Raw genomic sequence first — 24,344 nt, forward strand, 5'->3', positions numbered from 1 at the left:
CCACCCTGCCCGCCCCCGTGGAGACCGGGCTCACCACCAGGGTCACCCACCGGGGGCTGCTGCGTCGGCGGCGCGAGACCGCCGGCGGGCGCGCGATGCAGGCCGGCTTCGAGTCCGCCACGGTCCACCGGGACGGCGTCGCCCACCCCCGGCCGCTGACCCGGTGCGCCTGGTACCGGCACACCAGGGACCTGCTGCTGGTCCGCCCGTGAGACGACGCACTCGGCGGACCGTCCGGAGGGATTGCTCACCGCTGCGGCGTCTTGCACGACCGAGATCGGAACCGGGATGATCAAGAGGCGACCCCGTCCGGGAACGGAGACCGACCATGCGCTCCACGAGACCGCGTCTGGCCCTGGCCGTGCTGCCGGTTCTGGCGACCGTGGCCTGCGCCGGCCAACCGGATGCGAGCGTGTCCGAGTCCGCCCCGCCGGGGATCCCGAGTCCGGCACGCGCCACCGAGCTGCTGGAGTCCACCGAGGTCGCTCCCACCGGTTCGATGGACGGTTACGACCGGGACCGCTTCCCGCACTGGAGCGCGGCCGAGGGGAAGAACTGCAACGTGCGCGAACGCGTGCTCATCCGGGACGGTTCGGACGTCTCCACCGGAGAGGACTGCTATCCCACCGCGGGCGAGTGGGACAGCTGGTACGACGACGGCACGTGGACCGACCCCTCCGACCTGGACATCGACCACGTGGTGCCGCTCGCGGAGGCGTGGCGCTCCGGGGCCTCCGCGTGGAGCACGGACGAACGCGAGGACTTCGCCAACGACCTGGACGGCCCCCAGCTGGTGGCCGTGACCGACAACGTCAACCGGTCCAAGGGGGACGACCCGCCCCACGAGTGGATGCCCCCGGACGAGAGTGTCCACTGCGGATACGCGGCCGCCTGGGTGCGGGTCAAGCACGACTGGGAACTGACGGTCACCTCCGAGGAACGCGCGGCGCTGCTCGACGTGCTCCGGGACTGCTGAGAGAACCCACCGACTCGCCCGTTCACTCCTGTTCGGGGTGCAGGGAGGGCAGTGCCTCCAGTGCCTCGGAACGGTCCAGGCCGGTGGCCTGGAGCAGGTCCACCGCTATCGACCGGATCTGCAACACCACCACCTGCATCGAGAAGTCCGTCTCGGACAGCAGGCGCACGGTGGTGCGCCGTGCCACCGCACGGGCCGCCTCCCGAGCCCGCACCGGCTCCGCCCCGTCGGCCAGCTCGTCCCGCAGCAGCACCACCGCCCCGGCCAGTTCCTCCAGCATCCCCGGCAGCGGCCGGGGAACCCGCTCGTGGTCCCGCAGCGCGGCCAGGGCGCGCCGGGCCAGCACCCTGGTGTTGCGCAACGCCCGGTCCACCGGGGACGAGGCGGTCTGGTAACGCTCCAGGTCGGCTCGCCGGTGCCAGCGGATCGGGGCGAAGCGGGCGATCTCGCTGCCCGTGGCCAACGCCGAACGCAGCTCCTCCACCGAGCGCTGGCTCCGACGCGCCCGGGCCAGCACGTCCGAAGCCGCCTCCACGTCCTCCCCGGCCATCGCCGCGGACACCCCGCGCAACGCGTCGGCCAGCTCCCCCAGCACCACGCGTCCGTGACGGTGTGCCACGGCCAACGGGTTCTGCGGCAGCAGGGCGGCCACGATCAGCCCCACCAGCCCGCCGATCGCGGCGTCGACCATGCGGTTGAGTCCCCCGGCCGTGGCCGGGGGCAGCAGCGTGGCCACCAGCACCGAGGACGAGGCGGCCTGCATGACGATGACCCCGCCGGCGTCCAGCAGCACCGCCGTGCCCATGGCCAGCGCCACGACCAGGGCGATCTGCCAGGGTCCGGTGCCGATCACCGAGATCAGCACGTCGCCCACTCCGACGCCCACGCTGACCCCGGCGACCAGTTCGAGCGCCCGACGCAACCGCTGCCCCAGGGAGACCCCCAGGGCGATCACCCCGGCGATCGGGGCGAAGAACGGTTGCGGGTGTCCGACCACCTGCCGGGCGATCAGCCAGGCCAGTCCTGCGGCCACGGCACACTGCACGATGGGGATGCCGGTGCGCAGCAGACGCCGTATCCGCCTGCCGAGTTCCTCGCGCAATCGCTGCACGGCGGCATTATCCGTCACCGACCCACGGCGCCGAGCCACCAGGACTCGCCGTCCCGGCCGTCGGCACGAGGAGTCCCGGCCGGATCAGTCGAGACCGGTGGCCTCCAACGCGGCCGGATCGCTGTCGGCCAGCAGCTGGCGGCAGCGTTCGTACTCGTCGTCCTCGCCGATGGCCCGCGCCGCCTTGGCCAGGGCCGCCACGGAACGCAGCACGCCCTGGTTCGGACGGTGGCTCCACGGGACGGGGCCGAAGCCCTTCCATCCCGCCTTCCGCAGCGCGTCCAGTCCCCGGTGGTAGCCGGTGCGGGCGTAGGCGTAGGCGGCCACGGTCTCCCCGGACTCCAGGGCGAGTTCGGCCAACCGCGCCCACGCGGCGCTGTAGGTGGGGTGGCGGGCGGCCACGTCGGTGGCGGAGTTGCCCTCGTCGAGATCGGCCTGGGCAGCGCTGTCCTCCGGCAGGAAGGTCTCCGGAGGTTCCAACAGGTTTCGTTGCGACGTCATGGTCACATCCTGCCAGCCACGTACCCGCGCGTTCGCGGCGTGAGCGCGCCGCACCGAACTCGGCACGTTCGGGGGAACCACACCGGTCCGGCGGTTGTGGGAGTCCGACTCCGGTGAACCACTGGCGCCGGTGGTGTTCGGTGCCGACCACGACCCGCCGCGTCCCACCTGTCCGACGACCGTTCCGCCCGGTCACGTTCCTGGCCGGAGGCGGCCCGGCCCGGGGTGTGTCCGAGGAGGTCGTCGCCCAGACCGAGTGGAGGGCTCGTCCTCGGCGACTCGACCGTCCGGCCCGGAGCACCTCGCGACCAGCGGCTGTATCGAGGTCTTCCGCCGTCGCGGGCGGGATGACCTCGACACCTTCCGCACAATCCCTACCGGGACGGGTTGTCGTACAACGGTGTCCGCCAGCCCAAGACGTAGAGCACCAGCTTGCACGCCAGATAGCAGAACAACAGCACTACCACAGGTGTGCTGCCCACTCCCGTGAAAAGGGCGACCAACCCGGCGATCGCCGCTGCCAATGCCAGCACCAGCGAAACCACGAAACCGGTCCAGCGAAAGGTCGACGATTCTTTGAGTCCATCCGTCTTCAATGGCATAGTCACTCGATCACCCGAAGGGATTGCAAACAGGAGTGGGAATTCCGCCCGTGACAGGCGCGGTCACTCCGATAAAGTACATGTACGTATAGCCGTCCTCGTGCGCGCACGCGTTGGCCTCGGCAACGATGACACCGGACGCTGCCTCAATAACGACAGCCCACGGGCCCGTAGCGATGGCTCCGACCAAGGCACCGACCCCGCCGGTCGAGTTGATCTTGTTCCGCACCCAGGAATCGAAGGCGACCTCCAGTCCGTACCAGTGCGCTTTCACGTAACCATGCCCTGTCGGCGCCCGAAGAAGTTCGCTATTCCTCCCTTCAGCAGAATCGGACGGGACAATGGTTCCATCCGGCCGAACTTCCGCTGCACCGTCAGCGATCAACTGGTTGATCTGACTCTGGTACTCCCGGAGCTGCTCCATTTCCTTCCGAGGAAGATTCTTCTCGACCTCCTCGGGGACAGTCATCGTCACACCTTTTGAGTCGACGGACACGTATGGTTTGACTTGATTGAGCGTATCACTGGAAACAAGCTGGCGTTTCTCCTGGCTGTCGCCTGCTCGAACAACCGCCCGAGCGGAAACACCTGAATTCACACCACTCGAGCGATCATCAGCGAAAGCGACCGCACCAGAACCCACGAAAGCCACAATCCCTAAAGTTGCCGCGCCAATGTAGCGCGATGCCCCGATCGAGAACACCACAGCACACACCCTTTCCTCCGGAAAAAATTTAACCGAAACTCGATTCGGTCAAATAAAAAATTACCCATGCACACTTCTTTCGGTCAACCGCCACACCAGTGGCAAAAGACACAAGACAATCAACCCAGGAAAAATCCAGCAATTTGGATAACATTTTTATTATTCGCGACAATTCGTGTTTTCGCGACACAGCCAATCCTTGTTCACGTAGTGACAGAAAACGAACACTGACCCAATGACCTCACCTATGGACGCCCCACGGGGACGGTCGCCGCAGGGTTCCAGGATGGAGTCGGCGGCGGGTCACCCCGACCGTCGATAACGGGATCGTCAGATGCAACGACATCCGGGGGCGTGCTCCACCACTGATCCCGAAGTCGTCTGATGAGCTCGACCAGTTCAGTACGGTTGGAATGCGACTACCGATATGACATCGACCGGCGATCAGCCAGCACGGCATCGTCCTCATAGCAGCCACGTGTACACGCGCCGTTGGAATACACCACCGAGTTCGAACGCATTCGGTCACGGTGAACTCACCGACATCAACGTGTGAGAGGTGGACACAACGGCGCAACGGTGTCCACGGGATGTTAGCGGAGAGCTGTATCCAGAGCTCCTGGATACAGCGGAGGTAGCCTCCCCATCCTCAGTGAACCCCGCGGGCCCTCTGAACGACTCTCCCGGTAACTACGGCTAGCAGCCGCAGCCCTCGCGCTGGTCGGCTTCCTGCAACAGGAGCACGATCCACCAAGGGCTGCTTCCACGAGCCCCGGCGCAACAACAGCAACAGCGGCCGAATGAGCAGCCGAGAGGCTGTGCGAGATCTCGTGCTCCGGTCTCGGCCCGTTCGGTCCGAATCATCGGTGTCGTTCGACGCGTCCGACGTCGAAGCGGCCTCGTACTCGCCCCAGCCGCCCCGAGAGGCCTACCGGCTTCCGGGGACAACCGACCTGCCGAGCTCCCGTACGCCTCAGCCGAGCCAGCTGCCGGTGAGCGGTTTCCACTCCCGCACGGTGGTCTCGGCGATCACTCCGGCCTCGGTGTAGGGATCCGCGGCGAGCAGGGAGTCCAGTTCGTCCCGGTCGGCCGTGGCGTACACCAGCAGCCCCCCGGTACCGTCGACGAGGGGTCCTCCGGCGAGCAGCACCCCGCGTTCGGCCAGCGAGCGGGCGTACTCCCTGTGGGCGGGCCGGGTCCGTTCGAGCAGCTCACGGTCCGAGGTGTAACGGATCTCTACGACGAATGTGGTCATGTGCGGTCCCCGGTAACAGGATGTTGTAACAAGTTACTTGCGGACCCTACAGGGAAAGCAGACGCACCCCCGACGAGGAAGGTACCTTGCGGAACCGTGATCGGGGACGGAACCAGCGGAGTCGAACGCTCGGTCGAGCGCACTCTCGGCCACCTACGCACCCTGGACGCGGCGGGCGAGCCGGAGGAGGAGCAGGTCACGAACGCGCCGCTGACGCTGGAGGACCTCTACCGGCAACAGCGGATGCGCATGGTGCGGCTGGCGATCCTGCTGGTGGACGATCCGGCCACGGCGGAGGACGTGGTCCAGGAGGCCTTCACCGGGCTGTACCGCAACTGGGCACAGCTGCGGGACGCCAGGGCCGCCGTGGGGTATCTGCGCACGGCCGTGGTCAACGGCAGTCGTTCCGTGCTGCGGCGCCGTAAGACGGCCCGGGAGTACCAGCCCCCGCACCAGCCCGACGCGCGTTCCGCAGAGTCGCTGGCGATGCTGTCGACCGAGCACCAGGCAATCGTCAAGGCGCTGGGACACCTGCCGCGCAGGCAGCGCGAGGTCCTGGTGCTGCGCTACTACGGGAACCTGTCCGAGGGGGAGATCGCCGAGGCCACCGGCGTGTCCAAGGGGACGGTGAAGTCCACGGCCAGCAGGGCGCTGGAGGCCCTGCAGAAGCACCTGGGCACCTCCTGAACCGTGGATCCACTGGGGGTGATTCGGATGCCGGCGCGTGAGCCGGGGGTGTGTCACGGTCCGGAGGCCGGGGAACGGATCTCCCGGACGACGAGTCGCTCCCCCTCGGAAAGAACCGCCCCGCTCCAGTAGGTTGACCCCGTGTCGGACGAACAGTCGGAACTGCGCGCCTCGGACGCCGACCGCGAGCGCATCGCGGCCGTACTCGGCAGGGCCTTCGACCAGGGACGGATCACCCTGCACGAGTTCGACGAACGGATGGCCGAGCTGTACCGCACGCGGACCTACGGGGAGCTGACCCCTCTGGTCGCCGACCTTCCCGAGGCCGGCGAGGGCGAGGCACACCAGCTCGTGACACCGTCGTCGGAGTCCGGCGAGGCGCCGGAGCCGGTCGGGGAGTCGCGCCGGGCGGTGGCCGTGCTCGGTGCCAGTCTGCGTCGGGGGCGGTGGCGGATCGCCTCGCGGTTCTCGGCGTTCGCGTTCTGGGGCGGTGGCCGGATCGACCTGCGCGAGGCGTCCTTCTCCTCCACCGAGACGGTGATCCGCTGCTTCGCCGTGATGGGCGGGGTGAAGGTGTTCGTGCCCGAGGACGTGGAGGTCCGGGTGCGGGGCATCGGTCTCATGGGGGGCTTCGACAGGCACGTGCCCCCGCCCACGGCCCGGAGTTCGAAACGGGTGACCGTGTCCGGGATGGCTTTCTGGGGCGGGGTGAAGGTGCGCCGCGTGCCCCGCAAGAAGCGGTAGCGGTAGCAGCGGAGGCTCCCGTCGTGTGGGAGTGCCCTCCCGTGATGTGAATCGATACAGCAGCCTGTTCCTCCGAAAGAGCGGTGAACACCACGTGTGCGACAGGTGGTGTAGACCAAAGTAAGGTCGGTGTCGCAGTATCGAGCACGAACCCGAAACACCCGCCCGGCAACACGGGGCGCCCGACGCCACCGGAGGACGACCGGCCCACGGCATCGCCGAGCGCCCCTGGAAGGAACTCCGACACCGTGATCACCGAACCAACCGGACCGTCCGTCCTCGGCGGCCGGATCGTCACCGACGAAGGAATCCTGGACAACGGCTGGATCCGCATCGCCGACGGCACGATCGCCGAAGTCGGCGAGGGAACCCCCCCAGCCGAACCGTCGGGAGACCTCACGGGCCGATGGATCGTGCCGGGGTTCGTGGACATGCACTGCCACGGCGGCGGAGGCGGATCGCTGACCAGCCGCCGTCCCGAACAGATCGACAGGACCGTCGCGACCCACCGCTCCCACGGGACGACGACGATGCTGGCCAGCCTGGTCACCACCTCGCTGCCCAACCTGCACGAACAGATCAGGAGCCTGCTGCCCGCCGTCCGGGCCGGGCACCTGGCCGGGATACACCTGGAGGGACCGTTCCTGTCCGCCGTGCGGTGCGGCGCCCACGACACCGCGATGCTGCGCTCCCCCGACCGCGAGTCCGTGGAAAGCCTGCTGGCCACGGGCGAGGGAGCCGTCCGGATGGTCACCCTCGCCCCCGAGCTGGACGGTTCGGTGGAGGCGATCCGGCTGCTGTCCGAGTCCGGCGTCATCGCGGCCGTCGGCCACACCGACGCCCTCGCCGAGCAGGTGGCACCGGCCGTGGACGCCGGGGCCACCGTGGCCACCCACCTGTTCAACGGGATGCGCCCGCTGCACCACCGGGAACCGGGACCGGTGGGGACCCTGCTCGCCGACGAACGGGTCACCGTCGAACTGATCTGCGACCTGGTGCACCTGCACCCGACCGTGGCACGGCTGGTGGCCCGCTACGCGGGCACGGGACGCACCGTGGCGGTCACCGACGCGATCAGCGCCACCGACGCCGGTGACGGCCACTACGAACTGGGCGATCTTCCGCTGACCGTCTCCGGTGGGGAGCCCCGGCTGGCCGACGGGTCCCTGGCGGGCAGCACGCTGACCATGGACACCGCGCTGCGCAACCTGGTGCACAGCTGCGGGCTCGACATCACCGAGGCGGTGGCCGCCTGCTCCACCAGACCCGCCGAACTGCTCGGCCTCTCCGACCGTCTGGGCTCGATCCGGGCGGGGTTGGCCGCCGACCTCGTGGTGCTCGACGAACGGCTCCGTCCCCTGGAGGTGTACAAGAACGGCTGCCGGGTCACCCCCGAGGTGCCGGGCTGAGCACCCCGCCCCGGAACACCGACCGCATCCCGGCGGAGTTCTAGAGTGAGGGCATGAGCGCCTCGGAACGGGACGAGAAACCACCGGAGCGGATGCTGTCCGCGGCGCTGCACGCCCAGGCCGCGGGTGGCGCCCAACCCGCCCCGGAGGCGGAGGCACCTCCCGCACCGGAGGAACCACCCCGACTGCCGGTGCTGCGGGTGCTGCTGACGGCCCTGCTGCTCGGCATCCTCGCGGGTGGCCTCGCCGGGGCGATCACCCTGCTCTGACCGCCGCTGGCGGCACGACCGTCGGCAGCCACGGAGGGAGCGGCCCGCCGCCTCAGCTCACCCGGGTGATCTCCTCGGTGGGAGCGTCGTCCGAGCCCCGCCCGCGCAGCGCCAAGTGCTCCCCGACCAGCACGGCGGCCACCGCCCCCAGCCCGAGCAGGAAGAACAGCACGACGGTCCCCACGTCCCCGGAGGGGGCCATCAGGGTCCTGCTCTCCTCGCCCTGCCACGGCCACAGGGCACGCAGGCACCCGGCCATCACCCCGGTCATCACCACCAGCGTCCCGCGCCGGTGGTGGTCGAGCAGCCACTGCAACAGCTTCACGAACAGGCCCAGCCCCACGACCGCCCCGAGGGCGAACGTCGCGATGTAGCCCAGGTCCCGGTCGTTGAGCGCCGAGAGCGTCGGCTCGTACAAGCCCAGCGTCAGCAGGAAGAACGAACCGGACACCCCGGGAAGCACCAGCGCGCAGACCGCCACGGCCGCCGCCAGCGCCACGAAGAGCGGGTTCGGCGAGACCGAGGTCGGCGGCAGACTGGTCAGCACGAAGGCGAGCGCGGCCACCAGCACGGCGGTGACCACCTCCGAGAACCGCCAGGACCTGCCGACCATCGAGATCGGCACCCACAGCGAGGCCAGCACCAGCCCGAAGAACACCGCCCGCGCCGAGACCGGGTGCTGCTCCAGCACCGGCTCCAGCAGCTTGGCCGCGAGCAGCGCGGCGCACACCAGACCGACCAGAGCCGGAAGCACCACGTCCCAGCGCACCCGCCGCAGTTCGGCCCCGGCACGGGAGAAGCCCGCGCCGCGCGGAACGTCGACCACGGCGAGCCTGAGCCCACTGAGCAGGTGACCGGCCGAGCCGATGAGGGCCTCGTAGATACCGGTGACCAGGGCGATGGTCCCGCCGCTGACACCGGGGACGACCTCGGCGGTGCCGATCAGTCCCCCACGGACCAGATGAGCCAGATACGAGCGCGCTGATGTGACCATGACCTGCTTTTCGTTGTGGGACGTCGGACGGGCCAACCGGCTTCCGTCGGCGGTCACCGGCGAGATCCGCACACGGGATGCCCCCGCGGTCCGTCCGGACCGCGCGGACGCCGGGCGGGGAAAGTGCCCTCATGGTGCCACCGGCCGGTGAACGAGGCGCGTCCAGGGCCGGACGGCTCCGCCCACCCGCTCGGACGGGCGGAAGGTCACCACGAGTTCGCCAGGTCGGCGTGCTGACGGATCCAGGTGTGCATCACGATCCCGGCGGCCACCCCCGCGTTGATCGAACGGGTGGAGCCGAACTGGGCGATGGAGACCACGAGATCGGCCACGCGCCGCGACTCCGCCCCCAGCCCGGGGCCCTCCTGCCCGAACAGCAGCACGCAGGAGCGCGGCAGGCTCACCCGCTCGATCGGCTCGGCTCCCGGGGTGTTGTCCACCGCCACGACGCTCAGCCCGTGGTGGTCGGCGTAGGAGCGCAGCTCGTCGAGGTCGGGCTGGTGCAGCACGTGCTGGTAGCGGTCGGTGACCATGGCTCCGCGCCGGTTCCAGCGCCGGCGCCCCACGATGTGCACCGCCCGGGCGGCAAAGGCGTTGGCCGTGCGCACGACCGTGCCGATGTTGTGGTCGTGCTGGAAGTTCTCGATGGCCACGTGGAACTCGTGGCGGCGGGCGTCGAGGTCGGCCACGATCGCCGAACGCCGCCAGTAGCGGTACTGGTCCACGACGTTGCGCCGGTCGCCGTGTTCGAGCAGTTCGGGGTCGTAGCGCTCGTCGGTGGGCCACTCCCCCTGCCACGGGCCCACCCCCACGGTGGTTCCCCATTCGGTGGGCCCGGGCTCCGAGCCCTCGGGGGCGGCACCGTCGGCGGCCCCGGGCGCGGAGTCCGCCTGCTCGTTGCGGAAGCGGACACTGTCGGTGGTCATCGCTGCTGCACGCCCCCGGCCGGGTCGACAGGAAACCTCCCGCGGGATACGAGGAACTCGCTCATGCCAGCCCCAGGTCCGCCAACCCCAGCAGTGAGCGGTACGGCAGCCCGGACCGCTCGATCGCCTCCCGCGCGCCGGTGTCGCGGTCCACCACCGTGGCCACACCGACGACCTCCGCCTCGGCCTCGCGGAGCGCCTCCACGGCGGTGAGCACGCTCTCCCCGGTGGTGGAGGTGTCCTCGACGGCGAGCACGCGCCGCCCGGTCACGTCGGGTCCCTCGATACGGCGTTGCATCCCGTGCCTCTTGGCGTCCTTGCGGACGACGAAGGCGTCGAGCGGGGTGGAGGCCGCGTGCAGCATCGCGGTGGCCACCGGGTCCGCTCCGAGGGTCAGCCCTCCCACGGCGGTGTAGTCCCAGTCGGCGGTGAGCTGTCCCAGCAGCTCACCGATCAGCGGGGCCGCCTCGTGGTGCAGGGTGGCCCGACGCAGGTCCACGTAGTAGTCGGCCCGCCTGCCGGAGGAGAGCGTGACCTGTTGGCGCACGACCGTGAGTTCCTCGACGAGAGCGGCGAGCCGTTCGCGACGTCGCTGGTCCAGCGTGGTGTGTGCGGGTTGTGCCTCCACGCCGGAAAGCATACCGCCCGCTCGGGCGATCTCCCGCGCCGCTGCCTGCACAGGGTGGGCGAGTTGCCTGACAGCGACACGCGCACAATTGCACAAAAATAGAAAAATTCACTCTGTAGTGTGATCCGAAAGGGGACAACTAATTGAGAAATCCGAGCGGTTACTATTTCCGCCATGACATCAATCGCTGAGATACACCCCATGACGAGCGGACACGTCCCCGAAGTGCTCGAAATCGGAAACAGGGTTTTCGACATTTCGGAGTTCCCGTACTCCACCTGGTCGCTGAGCGCGATAGCCAGGCACCTGGACCAGCAACCCGAGGCCTGCCACGTGGCCCTCTTCGAAGGGGCACCGGTGGGATTCGTGCTGGCCTCCATGCCCTTCCTGAACAACCAGACGTGGGGCCACATCGAGTGGATCGGCATCCTGCCCGCCTTCCAGGGCAGGGCACTGGCCACCAAGCTCGGGGACGCGAGCATCCGCGCGCTCTACAACGCCGGAGCCACCCGCATCGTCGCCGACATCGCCACCTCGAACCGGCAGTCCAAACTGCTGGCGCGCTCGCTCGGCTTCACCGAGCTGACCACGGTGAGCCTGTTCAGCGCTCCCACCCTCGAATGGATCAAAACCCCGGAGCGCACCACGGAAACCGTCGCCAGCGAAGCGTGACAGGCGGATCCGGTCGAAGGAGCGGGTTCGTGAGTTCCGCTCCCCCGCCACGGACGTCACGAACCCGCCCCTTCACCCCGACTCAGCCCGGAGGAAGAACGTCGTCCGCGCGCACCAGAGTCATGATCATGTTTCCGATCTCGGGCATCTCCCGCCACCGGCCCACCACCCGTACGGCGTGCTCGGCGGTCTCCGCGCCCAGGCAGCGCTCGACCTCGCCCCAGTTCCGCCGCAGCCGTTCCAGCAGGCGGGGCCACGTGGGGGCGGTGTGCTCGGTGACGTCGCGGAACTCCACCGGACGCAGCCCGACGGACTCCGCGAGTCCGACGTGTCCGCCCAGGGTCTCCAGGGAGACCGCGTCGATCAGCTCGTAGTACTCGGCCGTGCGCTGCCGCATCCGCTCGGTGGGGCTCACCCGCGCGTAGGGGCTCTCCAGCACCAGCCTCCCGGAGGGACGCAGCAACCGGGCCAGGGCCGGGAACAGCTCGTCCAGCTCGAAGTGCGGCGTGACCTCGAACAGGACCACCGCGTCGAAACTGCCCGCCGGGAAGGGCGGGCGAAGCGCGTCGGCGCACTCGAACGAGACGAGCTGCTCGACGCCGCTGTCCCGGGCGTGCGCGGTCGCGGCCCGCAGGGCCCGCCGGTTGACGTCGATGCCGGTGACCCGCGCGCCGGTGCGCGCGGCGAGGGACACGGCGGGACGGCCGTTGCCGCATCCCACGTCGAGCACCCGACTTCCGGGGCCGACCCGCAGCCGGTCCGTGACGATCTCGGTGAGTCTGGCCGCCGCCCGCTCCGGCGGGGTGTCGTCCTCGGGATCGTCCCAGTAGCCGCTGTGCAGGTCCGGTCCCCAGTACTTCTCCAGCAGCGGGGCGAACACGTCGTAGGCGTCCTCGGTGGCAGCACCGACGAGCGTGCTCTCCCGCCGCGGTCCTTTCGTCATGAGGCGACTCCGGTTCCGCGGTCTCCGCCGAACGGACCGGAAGCGTGTTCCGCCACCGCCGCGTCCGGAGAATCTTTCCGCGTGTTCGTGGTTTCGTGGAAAACACCCTCGAACCGATCGGGGGTGTCCGCGGAAAATAACAGCTTTTCCGGGAACCGGAACCATCCCCCCACACCCTAAATGCGATCAGAATTCACATTATTGGGGTGGCCGGTTCCCCGCGGAACCCCGGCCACCCCTCGGTGCGGAAAACCCGAACGGAAAACCCCCGAATCAGGTGCGGTCCGGGGCCGTCCTGGTCACCAGCAGACGCTGCAATCCCTGCGGCACCAGCTTCCCCAGCGCCACCAGCGCCTTGTACTGCACACCCGGGATCGAGACCACACGACCCCCGCGCAGGTCACCCAACGCCTCGTGCACCACCGTGTCCGCGTCCAGCCAGAACGCCTTCGGCAGCCGGTCCATCTCCAGCCGGGCGCGCTGGTGGAACTCGGTACGGGTGAAGCCGGGGCACAGCGCCATCACACGCACCCCGCTGCCGGCCAGCGACGCGGCGAGCCCTTCGGAGAAGGTGGTCACCCAGGACTTCGTGGCCGCGTAGGTGGAGCCGGACATCGGGAAGAACCCGGCCACGCTGGACACGTTGAGCACGTCCCCGCGTCCGAGCTTGCGCATTACCGGCACGGCGGCACGGGTCAGGCGCAGCACCGCCGTCACGTTCAGGTCGAGCTGGGTCCGCAGCGTCTCGGGATCGGTCTCCCAGAAGGCCCCCGAGGTGCCGAAACCGGCGTTGTTCACCAACAGCTCCACGGGGCGGGTGGCGTCCTCCAGACGCTGCTCCACCTCGCGCAGGGAGGAGTCCTCGGTGAGATCCGCCGGGAGCACCTCACTGCTCGTGCCGTAGCGTTCGCGCAGCAGCTCCGCCAGGGAACGCAACCTCTCGGCGTCGCGGGCGACCAGCACCAGGTCGTATCCTTCCGCGGCGAGCCGGCGGGCGAAAGCCCGGCCGATGCCCGCCGTCGCACCTGTCACGAGAGCGGTAGACATGGCCCGCACCCTACCGGCGTGGTGCGGGCGGCCCCGCACACGAGAACGGTTCCCGTCACTGCCGGAACGGACCCGCGGGTGGCCGGCCCCGTCCCGCCGGACGGACCGGCCCCGTCAGGAGGTGCCGTCCCGCACGGTGTCCTCGGAGTCGGCGGGTCCGCCGTCCTCGTCCCGTTCCGTCTCCTCGTTGGGATCCACCTCGAACGGGTCGACCAGGTCGGCCAGCTTCCCCAGAGCACGCAGTGCGCTCTCCAGCTGGGTGGGGTCGGCGGCGTGCGGTTCCAGAGCCGCGAGCACCCAGTCGTTCTCGGCCCACACCACGGTGACGTCCTCGTCGAACTCCTCGACCACGTCCACCACGTCGGGAGTGACCAGGGGACGGGCCGTGGCCACGTCACCGACGAAGGCGTAGCGCGAGCCGACCGGGCCGAGCAGGTCCAGTTCGGAGTCCCGGGGGACGGGAACCTCGGGAAGCCACAGCTCCAGGGTGGTGGCGATGGACCTGCGGCACCGCAGCCCGACCAGCACGGCGACCGTTCTGCCCGCCATGACCAGGTCGAGCACCGACACCTGGCGTCGACCGTCCGCGGTGAACGTCGACCCCACCACGATGTCGGTGGCCACGGCCCCGCCGTACTGGGGCAGCAGTCCGTGCTGCCACTTGCTCGGCAGCACCTGGTCGTACTCGGCGAACTGCCATCCACGCAGTGCCGCCCAACGTCGTCTCTCCCGGTTCTTCGCCGTTCGCCGCGCGCGGTCGGTGATCAACAGCGCGACGCCCGCCCCGATCGCGACGGCCGCCACGACGAACCAGCCCCATGCAGGTATGCCCACACGCGCAGGGTAGTCCGCCACGCGATCACTGCGAAGATCACCTTCCCCGGGGAGGAACGGTTTCCGACACCCGGTGGAGGCCGAGGGCACTCACGCCCCCTCGCTACTCACTCTTTCGAGTGATCCGGGGTGGGGCCCTCCTCGCACATCCGGCGCAGCTCCTCCCACTCCGGGGCCTGTCCGGGCAGCGGGACGGAAGCCTCCCGCAGTCCGGGCAACACCAGGGTCAGGTACCGCGCGCGCAGCTCGGCCCGCCGGGACTCGTCCGTGGCCAACGGTGGGTTCAGGTGCTTGAACAGCACGAACACGTCGGCCGCCCGCAGGTCCGCGCGCAGCTCCCCCGCCTCCTGGGCTGCGGTCACGATCCGTTCCACCAGCGAGATCATCCGACCGCGCAACCGCAGCAGTTCCTCCGAGAACCCTTCGCACCCTCCGTGCGGGGGAAGCACCATCCCGATGCCGGTGTGCTCCCGCAGGCATCCGTACATGAACCGCCGCAGCACCTCCCAGGGCTCGGACTCCCGGGCCAGGGCGTCCTCGGCCTCCTCGATGATCCGGGAGGTACTGGCGATCCGCACCTGTTCGGCGAGTTCCCGCTTGCTCGGGTAGCGGCGGTAGATGCTGGCCACCCCGACCCCGGCGAGCCGGGCGATCTCGGAGATCGGGGCCGCGAAACCGTACTGGGTGAACACCTCGCGGGCGGCGGCGATCACGCGCTCGTCGTAGTCGGTCGTCGGTCGGGTTGTGGGCATAACCACATGCTACCCCGAACCGGAATGTTCCCCTCCGGACGCGTGTTGCCGAAGCGGAATGCTCCGTTCCGGCGAGGAGAACCATGCCGACAGAAGCGGCGGTCGACACCGCCTCCCCACCGTCCCCGCGACCCTGGCGCACCCTGTCGCCGACGGGTTCGTTCGCCCTCGCAGCCACCGTGCTGGCGGTGTTCCTCGCGGCCTCCACGGCCCCCTCCCCCATGTACGCCCTCTACCAGCGGCAGTGGCACTTCTCCAGCACGGTGCTGACCGTGGTCTTCGCCGTGTACATGGTGGGAGTCCTGGCGGCGCTGCTGCTGTTCGGCTCGTTGTCCGACCAACTGGGGCGCAGACCCGTGCTGCTCGGTGCGACGGCGCTGGAGGCGGTCTCGCTGCTGGTGCTGGCCTTCGCCCCCGGCGTCGGATGGCTGTGCGCGGGACGCGTGCTCCAGGGACTGGCCACCGGTGCCGTGACCAGCGCGGTCAGCGCCACCCTGCTCGACTTCCAACCCCGGGGCAGCGGACGCGGCCCGCTGGTGAACGGCAGCGCCGCCGCGGCGGGCATGGCCGTGGGCTCGGTGCTGGCCGGAGCGCTGGTCCAGTTCGCCCCCGCCCCCACCCGACTCAGCTACCTCGTGCTCGTCGCCGCCCTGGTGGTCCTGTTCCTGGGGATCCTGGCGATGCCCGAACCGGTGACCGGCCGCCGGGCCGGGGTGCGGCGGATCCTGCGTCCGCAACGACCGACCGTGCCGCGAGGACAGGGACGGGCCTTCGCGCTGCTGGCCACCACGATGCTGGCCGCCTGGACGGTCGGCGGGATGTTCATGTCCCTCGGCCCGTCGGTGGCGGCCGGACTGGCCGAGGGCGCACCACGTCTCGCCGGTGGGCTGACCGTGACGGTGCTGGCGGGCGTCGGCAGTGTCGCGCAGGTGCTGGCGGCGGGATGGCACGGCACACGCGCCGTACGACTGGCGGTGGTGCCACTGGTGGTCGGGCTCGCCGCCGTGGCCGGGGCGGTGGTCCTCGACAGCGCCGTGCTGCTGTTCGCCGGATCCCTCGTGCTGGGTGCGGGCTGGGGACTGATGTTCACGGGCGGGTTCCGGATGCTCAGCGCCCTGGCCACGCCCGACCAACGCGCGGGTACCTCGGCGATGATCTACGTGGTGGCCTACCTGTCCGCCGGGGGCTCCAGCATCCTGCTCGGCTACCTGACCACGCTGTTCGGGCTGGACACCGCCACGATCGTGTTCGCCGTGGCGGCGGCGACGTTCGCGGTGCTCGCCGGGGTGGGAAGCGGCCGGCGGCGGTGACGACCGCTCCGGCGGCGCACCGGCCGGGTGCGCCGCCCACACCCCGTCCAACGGGTGCGGACACCGCCCGGTGTCCAGACTGGGCCGCATGCTGCACCTGCGCGTGGTCTGCTCGGCGCACCACACCGACGCCGTGCTCGCCCTGCTGCGCGCCGACCTCGGCATCGCCCACCTGGTCGTCACCCGCGAGGTCGCCGTCCAGCCTCCCGGAGACGTGGTCGAGGCGGCCGTGGCCCGCGAAAGCGCCGAACACGTCCTCGACCAGCTCACCGACCTCGGGGTGGCCCGCACCGGCGAGATCAGCCTCACCGGCATCGACACCCTGGAGTCCGAGACCGCCGAGGCCGTCGAACGCGCGGCTCCCGGAGACGCCGCCGACGCCGTCATCTGGGAGGAGCTCGTGACCACCACCGGCGAGGAGTCCCGCCTCAACGGCGTCTTCCTCGCCTTCCTCGTGCTGTCCTGCCTGTTGGCCGCCGTCGGGGTACTGGCCGACTCCGCCATCACCCTCGTCGGCGCCATGGTCGTCAGCCCCGACTTCGGCCCCCTGGCCGCGCTCGCCGTGGCCGCCGTCGGCAAACGCCGCTCCCTGGCGGGCAGCGCGGGCCTGGCGCTCGGTGTGGGCTATCCCGTCGCCATCCTGGTGACCGTCCTGGGAGCGGCGCTGGCCCGCCTCGTCGGGCTCTTCGACCCGACCGAACTCGACCACCTCGGCCGGGCCGCGTTCGTCTACCACGTCGGCCCCTACTCGGTGATCATCTCCCTGCTGGCCGGTGCCGCGGGAATGCTCGCGCTCACCTCGGACAAGTCCGGGGCCCTCATCGGTGTGTTCATCTCGGTGACCACCGTGCCCGCAGCGGGCTTCGCCGCGCTGGCCGCCGTCGCCGGGCACTGGACCCAGTGCGGCGAGGCCTTCCTGCAACTGGCGGTCAACCTCTCCGGCATCACCCTCGCGGCGGTGCTCACCCTGTTCCTCCGCCGGGAGCACGTCCTGCCCCGCGCCCACTGACCCGGCGGCTAGCACGGAACGCGTGGCCTCGCCGGAGCACCGCCGGCCGGGTCGAACAACCCGCCCCGGTAGCTGCCGCGCGCGGTGCGCGCGGCCACGGTGATCCAGGCGAGCACCAGTCCCAGGTAGAGCACCACGGCGGCCACCACGAACAGGACCGCGTGGGTGCGCTCGGCCAGGCCGCTGGTGCCGGTGACGACCGTGCCCACCGGGAAGGTGAAGCTCCACCAGGTCAGCGCGAAGGGCATTCCGGCGCGCACGGTACGGACGGTGAGCGCGGCCGCCAGTGCCAGCCAGACCACGGCGAAACCCCAGGCACAGACGCCGTAGAACAGGCCGAGGGCGTCGGCGGCTCCACCGTAGGGGGCGGGCAGGACGCTCTCGGCCGGGCCGGCCAGCAGGTTGACCGCGGTGACGGACTGTCCCAGCGGGCCGAGCACGATCCACACGGTGGGCACGCTCGCGGCGGAACCGGTCTTGTGGTGCACCAGGCGGTGCCAGAGCTGCGGAACGACGAACAGCGTCGCGAACAGGCTGATGCCGAACATCGCGTAGCAGCCCACCAGCATGGTCAGGCGCGGCTGGCCCGCTGGCAGGTGTTCGACGAGCAGGGCCCCGTTGGCGGCCGAGACCATGGGAGGCACCACGGGCATCAGCCAGCCGCCGAAGGCGCTGTCGCGGGCCAGCCGGTGCGTGGTCATCATCCGGTACGGGATCCACGCGGTGGTGAACAGCCCGAGAGCGGTACCCGAGGTCCACAGTACCCAGTCGACGGCCAGCGCCGGTCCGAGTCCGATCCACTGCTCGCCCAACAGCAGCGTTCCCGCCCCGACCGTCATCAGCGCCATGGGAGGGGCTCCCCAGAACTGCGCCATGACCGGGTCGTGGGCATGGCCGCGCGCCGTGTCGGGGTGGCGGGTCCAGTGCACCCCCCACGCCGCGACGAGCACGAGGAGCAGCAGCGCACCCAACGCCCAGACCACGGTCGCCGCCGCGCGCAGCCCGGCGAACCCCACGGGCAGCGTGACCGCGGCGTTGGCGACGATGCCGGTTCCCATGACGGAGGCGAACCAGTTGGGTCCGAGGTGGGCGAAGACCCGCCCCGGATGGTCGAGCTCCCGCAACGCACCGAGGCGTCCGGTCGGGACGGTGCTGTCCGCGCTGATCGTGCCGGTCATGCCTCCACCCTGGTCCGCCCGACCGACCTCGGGTAGACCCGGACCCGTTGGGGGTGCATAAGCTGTGTCTATGGCCCGTGGCGGGTCGCACGGGTTCCCGACCTGCCCGGGTCCGCGGAACGCCACCCGCCTGTCGCCCACGCGAACGAAGGTTGTGTGCTGTGGACTCCTCCGCCTCCCGACCGCTGCCGCAACCGGTGCGCGACCTGACCGGATACGACCTGCTGCTGAGCGTGGCCGAACTCGGCAGCATCGGACAGGCGGCCCGGGCGCACGGCATGTCCCAGCCCGCCGCCAGCGCCCGGCTGCGCCGGCTCGAAGCCGAGGTCGGCACCGCGCTGCTCGAACGCCGCCCCCGGGGAACCCGGTTGACCACGGCGGGAGAGCTCGTGGCCAGCTGGGCCCAGGCGGCGGTGGAAGCGGCCTCGAACCTGGCCGCCGGTGTCGCGGCACTGCGCGCCGACCGGCACGGCCACGTCCGCATCGCGGCGAGCCTGACCGTGGCCGAGTACCTGCTGCCGCGCTGGCTGATCGCCCTGCGGGCCACCGACCCCGACACCGTGGTCGCCCTGAACTCGGGCAACTCGGCCGAGGTCGTGACCGAGGTCCTGGCGGGATCGGTCGACATCGGCTTCGTCGAAGGTCCCGACGTGCCGAGCGGGCTGTCCTCCCGGCAGGTCGCCCGGGACGAGCTCGTGCTGGTCGTGTCGCCCGCGCACCCCTGGGCCCACCGCCGTCGGGGCCCGAGGGCCGAGGAGCTGGCCGCCGCCTCCCTGGTCGGCCGGGAACCCGGCTCCGGCACCCGTCAGGCGCTCGAACGGGCCCTGGAGCAGCAACTCGGGGTCGAGGCCCCCGCCCCGGCGCTGGAGGTCTCCTCGACCACCGCGATCAAGGCGGCCGTGACCGGAGGGCTCGGTCCCGCCGTGCTCAGCGCGCGTGCCGTGGGCGCGGAACTCGCCGCCGGAACGCTCGTGCGGCTGGACGTCACCGACCTGGACCTGACCCGAACCCTGTGCGCGGTGTGGCCGGAGGGCACCCTCCCGCGCGGCCCGGCGCGCGACCTGCTCGCCATCGCGCTGCGGGAGCAGTGAACGAGCGGGGAGCGGCGTCGGGACGCACCGGTATCCGGTGGGTCCCGACGGGCCGGTCCCGCCGGCTCACTCCGCGTGCACCGTCAGCGCGGACCTGTCGGCGGTGGCGTCGACCAGCACCTTGTCGCCGTCCCGGATCTCGCCGGCCAGCAGTTTGCGGGACAGCTCGTCGCCGATGGCCGACTCCACCAGGCGACGCAGCGGTCGGGCCCCGAACACCGGGTCGAAACCGTTGACGGCCAGCCACTCCCGCGCCGCCGGCTGCACGTCCAGCGTGAGCCGCCGCTGCGCGAGCCGTTTGGCCAGCCGGTCCACCTGGATGTCCACGATCGAGGTCAGTTGCTCGGTGGACAGCGCGTGGAAGACCACCGTCCCGTCCAGCCGGTTCAGGAACTCCGGCTTGAACTGCTGGCGCACCACCGTCATCACGGCCTCGTCCCGTTCGGACTCCGAGAGGTTCGGGTCCGCGATGGCCTGCGAACCCAGGTTCGAGGTCATCACCAGGATCGTGTTGCGGAAGTCCACCGTGCGGCCCTGGCCGTCGGTGAGCCTGCCGTCGTCGAGCACCTGCAACAGCACGTCGAACACGTCCTGGTGAGCCTTCTCCACCTCGTCCAGCAGCACCACCGAGTAGGGCTTCCTGCGGATGGTCTCGGTGAGCTGGCCGCCCTGGTCGTAGCCGACGTAGCCCGGGGGAGCCCCGACGAGCCTGGCGACCGAGTGCTTCTCCGAGTACTCGCTCATGTCGATGCGCACCATGGCGCGCTCGTCGTCGAACAGGAACTCGGCCAGCGCCTTGGCCAGCTCGGTCTTGCCCACCCCGGTCGGGCCGAGGAACAGGAAGGAACCGGTGGGCCGGTCCGGATCGGACACTCCGGCCCGGGAGCGCCGCACCGCGTCGGAGACCGCCCGCACGGCCTCGGACTGGCCGACCACCCTGGCACCGAGGGCCTCCTCCATCCGCAGCAGTTTGGCGGTCTCGCCCTCCATCAGCCTGCCGGCGGGGATGCCGGTCCACGAGCTGACCACCTCGGCCACGTCGTCGGGGGTGACCTCCTCCTGGAGCATCGCCTTGGAACGGTTCTGCTCCTCGGTGGCCGCCTCCAGCTCCTTCTCCAGCTGCGGGATGCGCCCGTAGCGCAGCTCGGCGGCCTTGCCGAGATCCCCGTCGCGTTCGGCGCGTTCGGACTCGCCGCGCACCGACTCCAGCTGGCTCTTGAGGTCGCGGACCCGGTCGATGGACTCCTTCTCCCGCTGCCAGCGCGCGGTCAGTTCGGACAGCCGTTCGCGCTGGTCGGCCAGTTCCTGCCGCAGGGTGGCCAACCGCTCCCGCGAGTCCTCGTCCTCCTCGGAGGACAGGGCCATCTCCTCGATCTCCAGCCTGCGCACGGCCCGTTCGACCTCGTCGATCTCGACCGGCCGGGAGTCGATCTCCATCCGCAGCCGCGAGGCGGCCTCGTCGACGAGGTCGATGGCCTTGTCCGGCAGGAAGCGGTCGGTGATGTAGCGGTCGGACAGGGTGGCCGCGGCCACCAGCGCGCCGTCGGTGATGCGCACCCCGTGGTGGACCTCGTAGCGCTCCTTGAGCCCGCGCAGGATCGCCACGGTGTCGTCCGGGCTGGGCTCGTCGGTCAGGACCTGCTGGAACCTGCGTTCCAGCGCGGCGTCGGTCTCGATGTGCTTGCGGTACTCGTCCAGGGTGGTGGCACCGACCATGCGCAGCTCACCGCGGGCGAGCATGGGTTTGATCATGTTGCCCGCGTCCATGGAGCCCTCGCCGCTGGCTCCGGCTCCCACGATCGTGTGCAGCTCGTCGATGAAGGTGATCACCTGGCCTTCCGACTCGGCGATCTCCTTGAGCACCGCCTTGAGACGCTCCTCGAACTCGCCCCGGTACTTCGCCCCGGCCACCATGGACCCCACGTCCAGCGCGACCACGCGCTTGTCCCGCAGGGACTCGGGCACGTCCCCCGCGATGATGCGCTGGGCCAGCCCCTCCACGATCGCGGTCTTGCCCACGCCGGGCTCGCCGATGAGCACGGGGTTGTTCTTGGTGCGCCGGGACAGCACCTGCACCACCCGGCGGATCTCGGTGTCCCGGCCGATGACCGGGTCGAGCTCGCCGTTGCGGGCGCGTTCGGTGAGGTCCAGCCCGTACTGCTGCAACGCGTTGTAGGTGCCCTCCGGGTCGGGGCTGGTCACCCGCGCGGACCCGCGCACCTTGGTGAAGGCCTCCCGCAGCGAGTCCGGGGTGGCGCCGTGCCGGTTGAGCAGTTCGGCGACCTGACCGCCCTCGGCGGCCAGCCCCACGAGCAGGTGTTCGACGGAGACGTACTCGTCGCCGAGCTCGGTGGCCAGCTGTTGGGCGTGCGTGAGGGCCCTGACCGACTCCCGCGAGAGCTGCGGGGTGGAGACCGTGGAACCGGAGGCCGAGGGCAGCCCGTTGGCGAGCTGCTCACACTCGGAACGCACCCGGGCTGGATCGGCCCCCACCGCCGAGAGCAGTGGTGAGGCCAGACCGTCGCTCTGCGCCAGCAGCGCGCCGAGCAGGTGGGCGGGGGCCACGTCGGGGTTACCCGCCATGGTCGCGGCCTGGGCGGCGGAGGAGATCGCCTGTTGGGCCTTGGTCGTCGGGTTGAAAGCGTCCATGTCTCACCTCTCCGTACCGAGGACACCGCTCCCGCGCCGAGAGCGCATGTCGTCGAGCATCCGGTGGCGTGCGAACCCGATATCTCAGCCACCGTGGAAACAAACTTGAGTCTTTCTGGCTCAAGTATAACGACATGACTGGGCGCGTGTAATCCTTCCTCGATCACGGGAGACGGGCGGCACGCTGTGCTCCGCGACACACCGGCGCGCCCCTCCACGAGAAACGGCCGGACGGCGGAACCGACCGTGGAACCGCCGCCCGGCCGTCGGGCGGGCCGCCGAACGAGGACTCAGCCGAACGCGGCGATGTTCCGGCGAGCCCACTGCCGGAAGGTCCGGGCGGGCGCGCCCGTGATCTCCCGGACGGTGTCCAGCACCCCGGGGTCCTTCCCGGAGGTCGAGAGCATGTCCTCGACGATCCCGGCGGGCATGTACCGCAGCATCCGCTGCCGGGCCTGTTCGGTGCTCAGCTCCACGAACTCGATGGGGCGGGCCAGCTCCTCGGACAGCACGGCCACCCGCTGCGCGACGGTGAGCCGTTCGGACCCGGTCAGCGGGTGGATCCGCTGTTCGTGACCCGGCTCGGTGAGCGCCCTGGCCGCGACCGCGGCGATGTCGGCGGGGTCGACGACCTGCGACCCCTCCGGGACCTCGTGGGAGTGCACGCTGCCGTGCTCCCGGATCGAGGGCGCCCACCAGAACGCGTTGGAGGCGAACTCCCAGGGGCGCAGCACGGTCCACTCGAGCCCGCTGTCCCGCACGATTTCCTCCCCGCTCAGGGCGCCTCGTCCGATGACGGAGTCGGGATGCGTCTCGGCCAGCAACGAGGAGACCAGCACCACCCGCCGCACCCCGGCCCGCGCGGCGGTCCGGAGCAGCCCAGGCACGTCCCCGGGGGCCCCGAGCAGGAGGAAACCGGTGACCCCGGCGAAGGCCTCCCGGAACGAGGCGGGGTCGTCGAGATCCCCGTGTACCACCTCCACCCCGGAGGGGAAGACGGCCCTGTGGGGGGAACGGGTCGCCGCCCGCACGGGGTGTCCCGAGTCGTGCAGCTCGCGCACCAGGGCACGGCCGATGTTGCCGGTCGCTGAAGTAACCAGGATCATGAAGTCTCCGAGACGTCGGAAAGGTCCGGAGAGCATCCTGGATCTTACAGTTCACTCGAAGTCAATACAGTTCTCCCGGGCCGTCTCAGGCCGGTTCCGCCAGCACGGCCTGCACGTCGATGTCGACGCGCAGGGTGGTGCCGATCGCCGCGATCCCGGTGCTCAACGGCTGGTTGAAGGTCATGGCGAAGTCCTCCCTGCGCAGGAAGGTCGTCGCCGTGGCCGAGGCCCGGGTGCCGCCCCAGGGGTCCGGCCCCTTGCCGGTGAACTCGGTCTCCAGCCGGACCGGCCTGGTCACCCCGCACAGGGTGAGCCTGCCGTCCAGGTCCCACCGCTCGTCCTGCCGGCGCCGGATCCCGGCCGTCTCGAAAACGATCTCCGGGTGGTTGGCCACGTCCAGGAAGTCGGCGCTGCGCAGGTGCTCGTCCCGCTGGGCGTTTCCGGTGTCCACACTGGAGGCGACGATGCCCACCCGCACCTCGGAGGACTCCACGGGCCGGGCCACCCGGATGTGACCCTCGAACTCGTTGAACCGCCCGTGGATGCTGGTGATGCCGAGATGCCGTGCCGTCGCGCGCACGGACGAGTGGGCCGGGTCGATGCGCCACAGCCCGGGTTCGGGCAGTTCGGAACCGCCGACCGGGGACAGCTCGACCGTGCCCAGCTCGCTCTCGTGCCCGGGGCGCACCACGGCGGTCCGCGCCGTCGGCTGGTGTCCCAGCGCGGTGACGATGGCCGTGTAGCGCCCCGGGGGCAGCTCCGGGGCGCTGGCGATCCCCTCGGAGTCGGCCCGCACCCGACCCCGCTGCGCCCCGGACCCGTCGGTGACGGTCAGCACCGCGTCGGGCAGGGGCAGGCCGCCGAGCGAAAGCACCCGCACCGTGACCGCCCCGCCCGTCGGCTCGCCGTGCCCGTCTGTTTCGTCCTGCCCGGCAGTCATCCGGT

Annotated in this window: 25 protein-coding genes and 1 pseudogene; 10 read left to right on the top strand and 16 right to left on the bottom strand. The window is 70.5% G+C overall.

Annotation, left to right across the window (positions count from 1 at the left end):
* Window positions 1-212, top strand: a pseudogene (locus CEP50_RS13520) (hypothetical protein); the annotation flags it as partial.
* A 116-nt stretch (window positions 213-328) separates the two neighbouring features.
* A complete protein-coding gene (locus CEP50_RS13525) occupies window positions 329-976 on the top strand; it encodes an HNH endonuclease family protein (protein ID WP_106114317.1) in 648 nt (215 codons plus the stop codon).
* Between the two features lie 22 nt (window positions 977-998).
* On the opposite strand, the gene CEP50_RS13530 is transcribed toward CEP50_RS13525, so the two are convergent.
* From CEP50_RS13530 to CEP50_RS13545, 5 genes are all read right to left on the bottom strand, one after another.
* Entirely contained in the window at window positions 999-2,087 is a 1,089-nt protein-coding gene (locus tag CEP50_RS13530; RefSeq protein ID WP_026449408.1) for an FUSC family protein, read from the bottom strand.
* Between the two features lie 84 nt (window positions 2,088-2,171).
* Entirely contained in the window at window positions 2,172-2,588 is a 417-nt protein-coding gene (locus CEP50_RS13535; RefSeq protein ID WP_106114367.1) for a DUF3151 domain-containing protein, read from the bottom strand.
* A 374-nt stretch (window positions 2,589-2,962) separates the two neighbouring features.
* Window positions 2,963-3,121 (bottom strand): hypothetical protein, encoded by a 159-nt coding sequence (locus CEP50_RS20160; RefSeq protein WP_181188382.1) that lies wholly within the window; start codon window positions 3,119-3,121, stop codon window positions 2,963-2,965.
* Between the two features lie 79 nt (window positions 3,122-3,200).
* The gene (locus tag CEP50_RS19920; RefSeq protein WP_146134809.1) at window positions 3,201-3,896 is read right to left on the bottom strand and encodes a hypothetical protein; all 696 of its coding nucleotides are present in this window, start codon (window positions 3,894-3,896) and stop codon (window positions 3,201-3,203) included.
* Between the two features lie 973 nt (window positions 3,897-4,869).
* Complete coding sequence (locus CEP50_RS13545) at window positions 4,870-5,151, bottom strand: YciI family protein (RefSeq protein WP_106114319.1); 282 nt, start codon at window positions 5,149-5,151, stop codon at window positions 4,870-4,872.
* A gap of 96 nt (window positions 5,152-5,247) precedes the next feature.
* Here CEP50_RS13545 and CEP50_RS13550 point away from each other — a divergent pair, with 96 nt between their 5' ends.
* The 4 genes from CEP50_RS13550 (at window position 5,248) to CEP50_RS13565 (ending at window position 8,260) form a co-directional block, all read left to right on the top strand.
* Window positions 5,248-5,838: a SigE family RNA polymerase sigma factor gene (locus tag CEP50_RS13550; RefSeq protein WP_106114320.1), complete on the top strand. Its 591-nt coding sequence runs from the start codon at window positions 5,248-5,250 to the stop codon at window positions 5,836-5,838.
* A gap of 141 nt (window positions 5,839-5,979) precedes the next feature.
* Window positions 5,980-6,582 carry a DUF1707 domain-containing protein gene (locus tag CEP50_RS13555; RefSeq protein ID WP_106114321.1) on the top strand — a complete coding sequence of 201 codons (603 nt, stop codon included), beginning with the start codon at window positions 5,980-5,982 and terminating at the stop codon, window positions 6,580-6,582.
* A gap of 251 nt (window positions 6,583-6,833) precedes the next feature.
* Complete coding sequence (nagA, locus tag CEP50_RS13560; RefSeq protein ID WP_374957098.1) at window positions 6,834-7,991, top strand: N-acetylglucosamine-6-phosphate deacetylase; 1,158 nt, start codon at window positions 6,834-6,836, stop codon at window positions 7,989-7,991.
* A 53-nt stretch (window positions 7,992-8,044) separates the two neighbouring features.
* The gene (locus tag CEP50_RS13565) at window positions 8,045-8,260 is read left to right on the top strand and encodes a hypothetical protein (protein WP_106114323.1); all 216 of its coding nucleotides are present in this window, start codon (window positions 8,045-8,047) and stop codon (window positions 8,258-8,260) included.
* A 52-nt stretch (window positions 8,261-8,312) separates the two neighbouring features.
* Here the strand turns inward: CEP50_RS13565 and CEP50_RS13570 are convergent, their stop codons facing one another.
* The 3 genes from CEP50_RS13570 to pyrE all read right to left on the bottom strand — a co-directional run bounded on the left by CEP50_RS13570 (window position 8,313) and on the right by pyrE (window position 10,820).
* Window positions 8,313-9,254 carry a DUF368 domain-containing protein gene (locus tag CEP50_RS13570; RefSeq protein ID WP_106114368.1) on the bottom strand — a complete coding sequence of 314 codons (942 nt, stop codon included), beginning with the start codon at window positions 9,252-9,254 and terminating at the stop codon, window positions 8,313-8,315.
* A 206-nt stretch (window positions 9,255-9,460) separates the two neighbouring features.
* Complete coding sequence (locus tag CEP50_RS13575; RefSeq protein WP_219905470.1) at window positions 9,461-10,180, bottom strand: TrmH family RNA methyltransferase; 720 nt, start codon at window positions 10,178-10,180, stop codon at window positions 9,461-9,463.
* A 61-nt stretch (window positions 10,181-10,241) separates the two neighbouring features.
* Window positions 10,242-10,820 (bottom strand): orotate phosphoribosyltransferase, encoded by a 579-nt coding sequence (gene pyrE / locus CEP50_RS13580; protein ID WP_106114324.1) that lies wholly within the window; start codon window positions 10,818-10,820, stop codon window positions 10,242-10,244.
* Window positions 10,821-10,982: 162 nt separating this feature from the next.
* Here pyrE and CEP50_RS13585 point away from each other — a divergent pair, with 162 nt between their 5' ends.
* Window positions 10,983-11,480: a GNAT family N-acetyltransferase gene (locus tag CEP50_RS13585; RefSeq protein ID WP_258175226.1), complete on the top strand. Its 498-nt coding sequence runs from the start codon at window positions 10,983-10,985 to the stop codon at window positions 11,478-11,480.
* Window positions 11,481-11,562: 82 nt separating this feature from the next.
* On the opposite strand, the gene CEP50_RS13590 is transcribed toward CEP50_RS13585, so the two are convergent.
* The 4 genes from CEP50_RS13590 to CEP50_RS13605 all read right to left on the bottom strand — a co-directional run bounded on the left by CEP50_RS13590 (window position 11,563) and on the right by CEP50_RS13605 (window position 15,056).
* Window positions 11,563-12,423: an SAM-dependent methyltransferase gene (locus tag CEP50_RS13590; protein ID WP_106114326.1), complete on the bottom strand. Its 861-nt coding sequence runs from the start codon at window positions 12,421-12,423 to the stop codon at window positions 11,563-11,565.
* Between the two features lie 273 nt (window positions 12,424-12,696).
* Window positions 12,697-13,470 (bottom strand): SDR family NAD(P)-dependent oxidoreductase, encoded by a 774-nt coding sequence (locus CEP50_RS13595; protein ID WP_106114327.1) that lies wholly within the window; start codon window positions 13,468-13,470, stop codon window positions 12,697-12,699.
* Window positions 13,471-13,584: 114 nt separating this feature from the next.
* A complete protein-coding gene (locus CEP50_RS13600) occupies window positions 13,585-14,304 on the bottom strand; it encodes a hypothetical protein (protein WP_258175227.1) in 720 nt (239 codons plus the stop codon).
* Between the two features lie 107 nt (window positions 14,305-14,411).
* Window positions 14,412-15,056, bottom strand: a complete 645-nt coding sequence (locus CEP50_RS13605) for a TetR/AcrR family transcriptional regulator (RefSeq protein WP_106114329.1) — start codon at window positions 15,054-15,056, stop codon at window positions 14,412-14,414.
* An 83-nt stretch (window positions 15,057-15,139) separates the two neighbouring features.
* On the opposite strand from CEP50_RS13605, the gene CEP50_RS13610 reads away from it, so the two are divergent.
* Window positions 15,140-16,366, top strand: a complete 1,227-nt coding sequence (locus CEP50_RS13610) for an MFS transporter (RefSeq protein ID WP_106114330.1) — start codon at window positions 15,140-15,142, stop codon at window positions 16,364-16,366.
* 88 nt (window positions 16,367-16,454) lie between these two features.
* Window positions 16,455-17,375 carry a DUF389 domain-containing protein gene (locus tag CEP50_RS13615; RefSeq protein WP_106114370.1) on the top strand — a complete coding sequence of 307 codons (921 nt, stop codon included), beginning with the start codon at window positions 16,455-16,457 and terminating at the stop codon, window positions 17,373-17,375.
* An 8-nt stretch (window positions 17,376-17,383) separates the two neighbouring features.
* Here CEP50_RS13615 and CEP50_RS13620 read toward each other — a convergent pair whose 3' ends face one another.
* Complete coding sequence (locus CEP50_RS13620; RefSeq protein WP_106114331.1) at window positions 17,384-18,553, bottom strand: TDT family transporter; 1,170 nt, start codon at window positions 18,551-18,553, stop codon at window positions 17,384-17,386.
* Between the two features lie 161 nt (window positions 18,554-18,714).
* Here CEP50_RS13620 and CEP50_RS13625 point away from each other — a divergent pair, with 161 nt between their 5' ends.
* Window positions 18,715-19,644: a LysR family transcriptional regulator gene (locus CEP50_RS13625; protein ID WP_219905472.1), complete on the top strand. Its 930-nt coding sequence runs from the start codon at window positions 18,715-18,717 to the stop codon at window positions 19,642-19,644.
* 66 nt (window positions 19,645-19,710) lie between these two features.
* Here CEP50_RS13625 and clpB read toward each other — a convergent pair whose 3' ends face one another.
* From clpB to CEP50_RS13640, 3 genes are all read right to left on the bottom strand, one after another.
* Window positions 19,711-22,293 carry an ATP-dependent chaperone ClpB gene (gene clpB, locus CEP50_RS13630; RefSeq protein ID WP_106114332.1) on the bottom strand — a complete coding sequence of 861 codons (2,583 nt, stop codon included), beginning with the start codon at window positions 22,291-22,293 and terminating at the stop codon, window positions 19,711-19,713.
* A gap of 290 nt (window positions 22,294-22,583) precedes the next feature.
* Window positions 22,584-23,399: an NAD(P)H-binding protein gene (locus CEP50_RS13635; protein WP_181188383.1), complete on the bottom strand. Its 816-nt coding sequence runs from the start codon at window positions 23,397-23,399 to the stop codon at window positions 22,584-22,586.
* Between the two features lie 85 nt (window positions 23,400-23,484).
* Window positions 23,485-24,339, bottom strand: coding sequence for a YceI family protein (locus CEP50_RS13640; RefSeq protein ID WP_181188384.1), 855 nt, complete (start codon window positions 24,337-24,339; stop codon window positions 23,485-23,487).
* Window positions 24,340-24,344: the final 5 nt, after the last annotated feature.

The sequence above is a fragment of the Actinopolyspora mortivallis genome (assembly GCF_003001495.1).
GTDB classification, from domain to species: Bacteria; Actinomycetota; Actinomycetes; order Mycobacteriales; family Pseudonocardiaceae; genus Actinopolyspora; species Actinopolyspora mortivallis_A.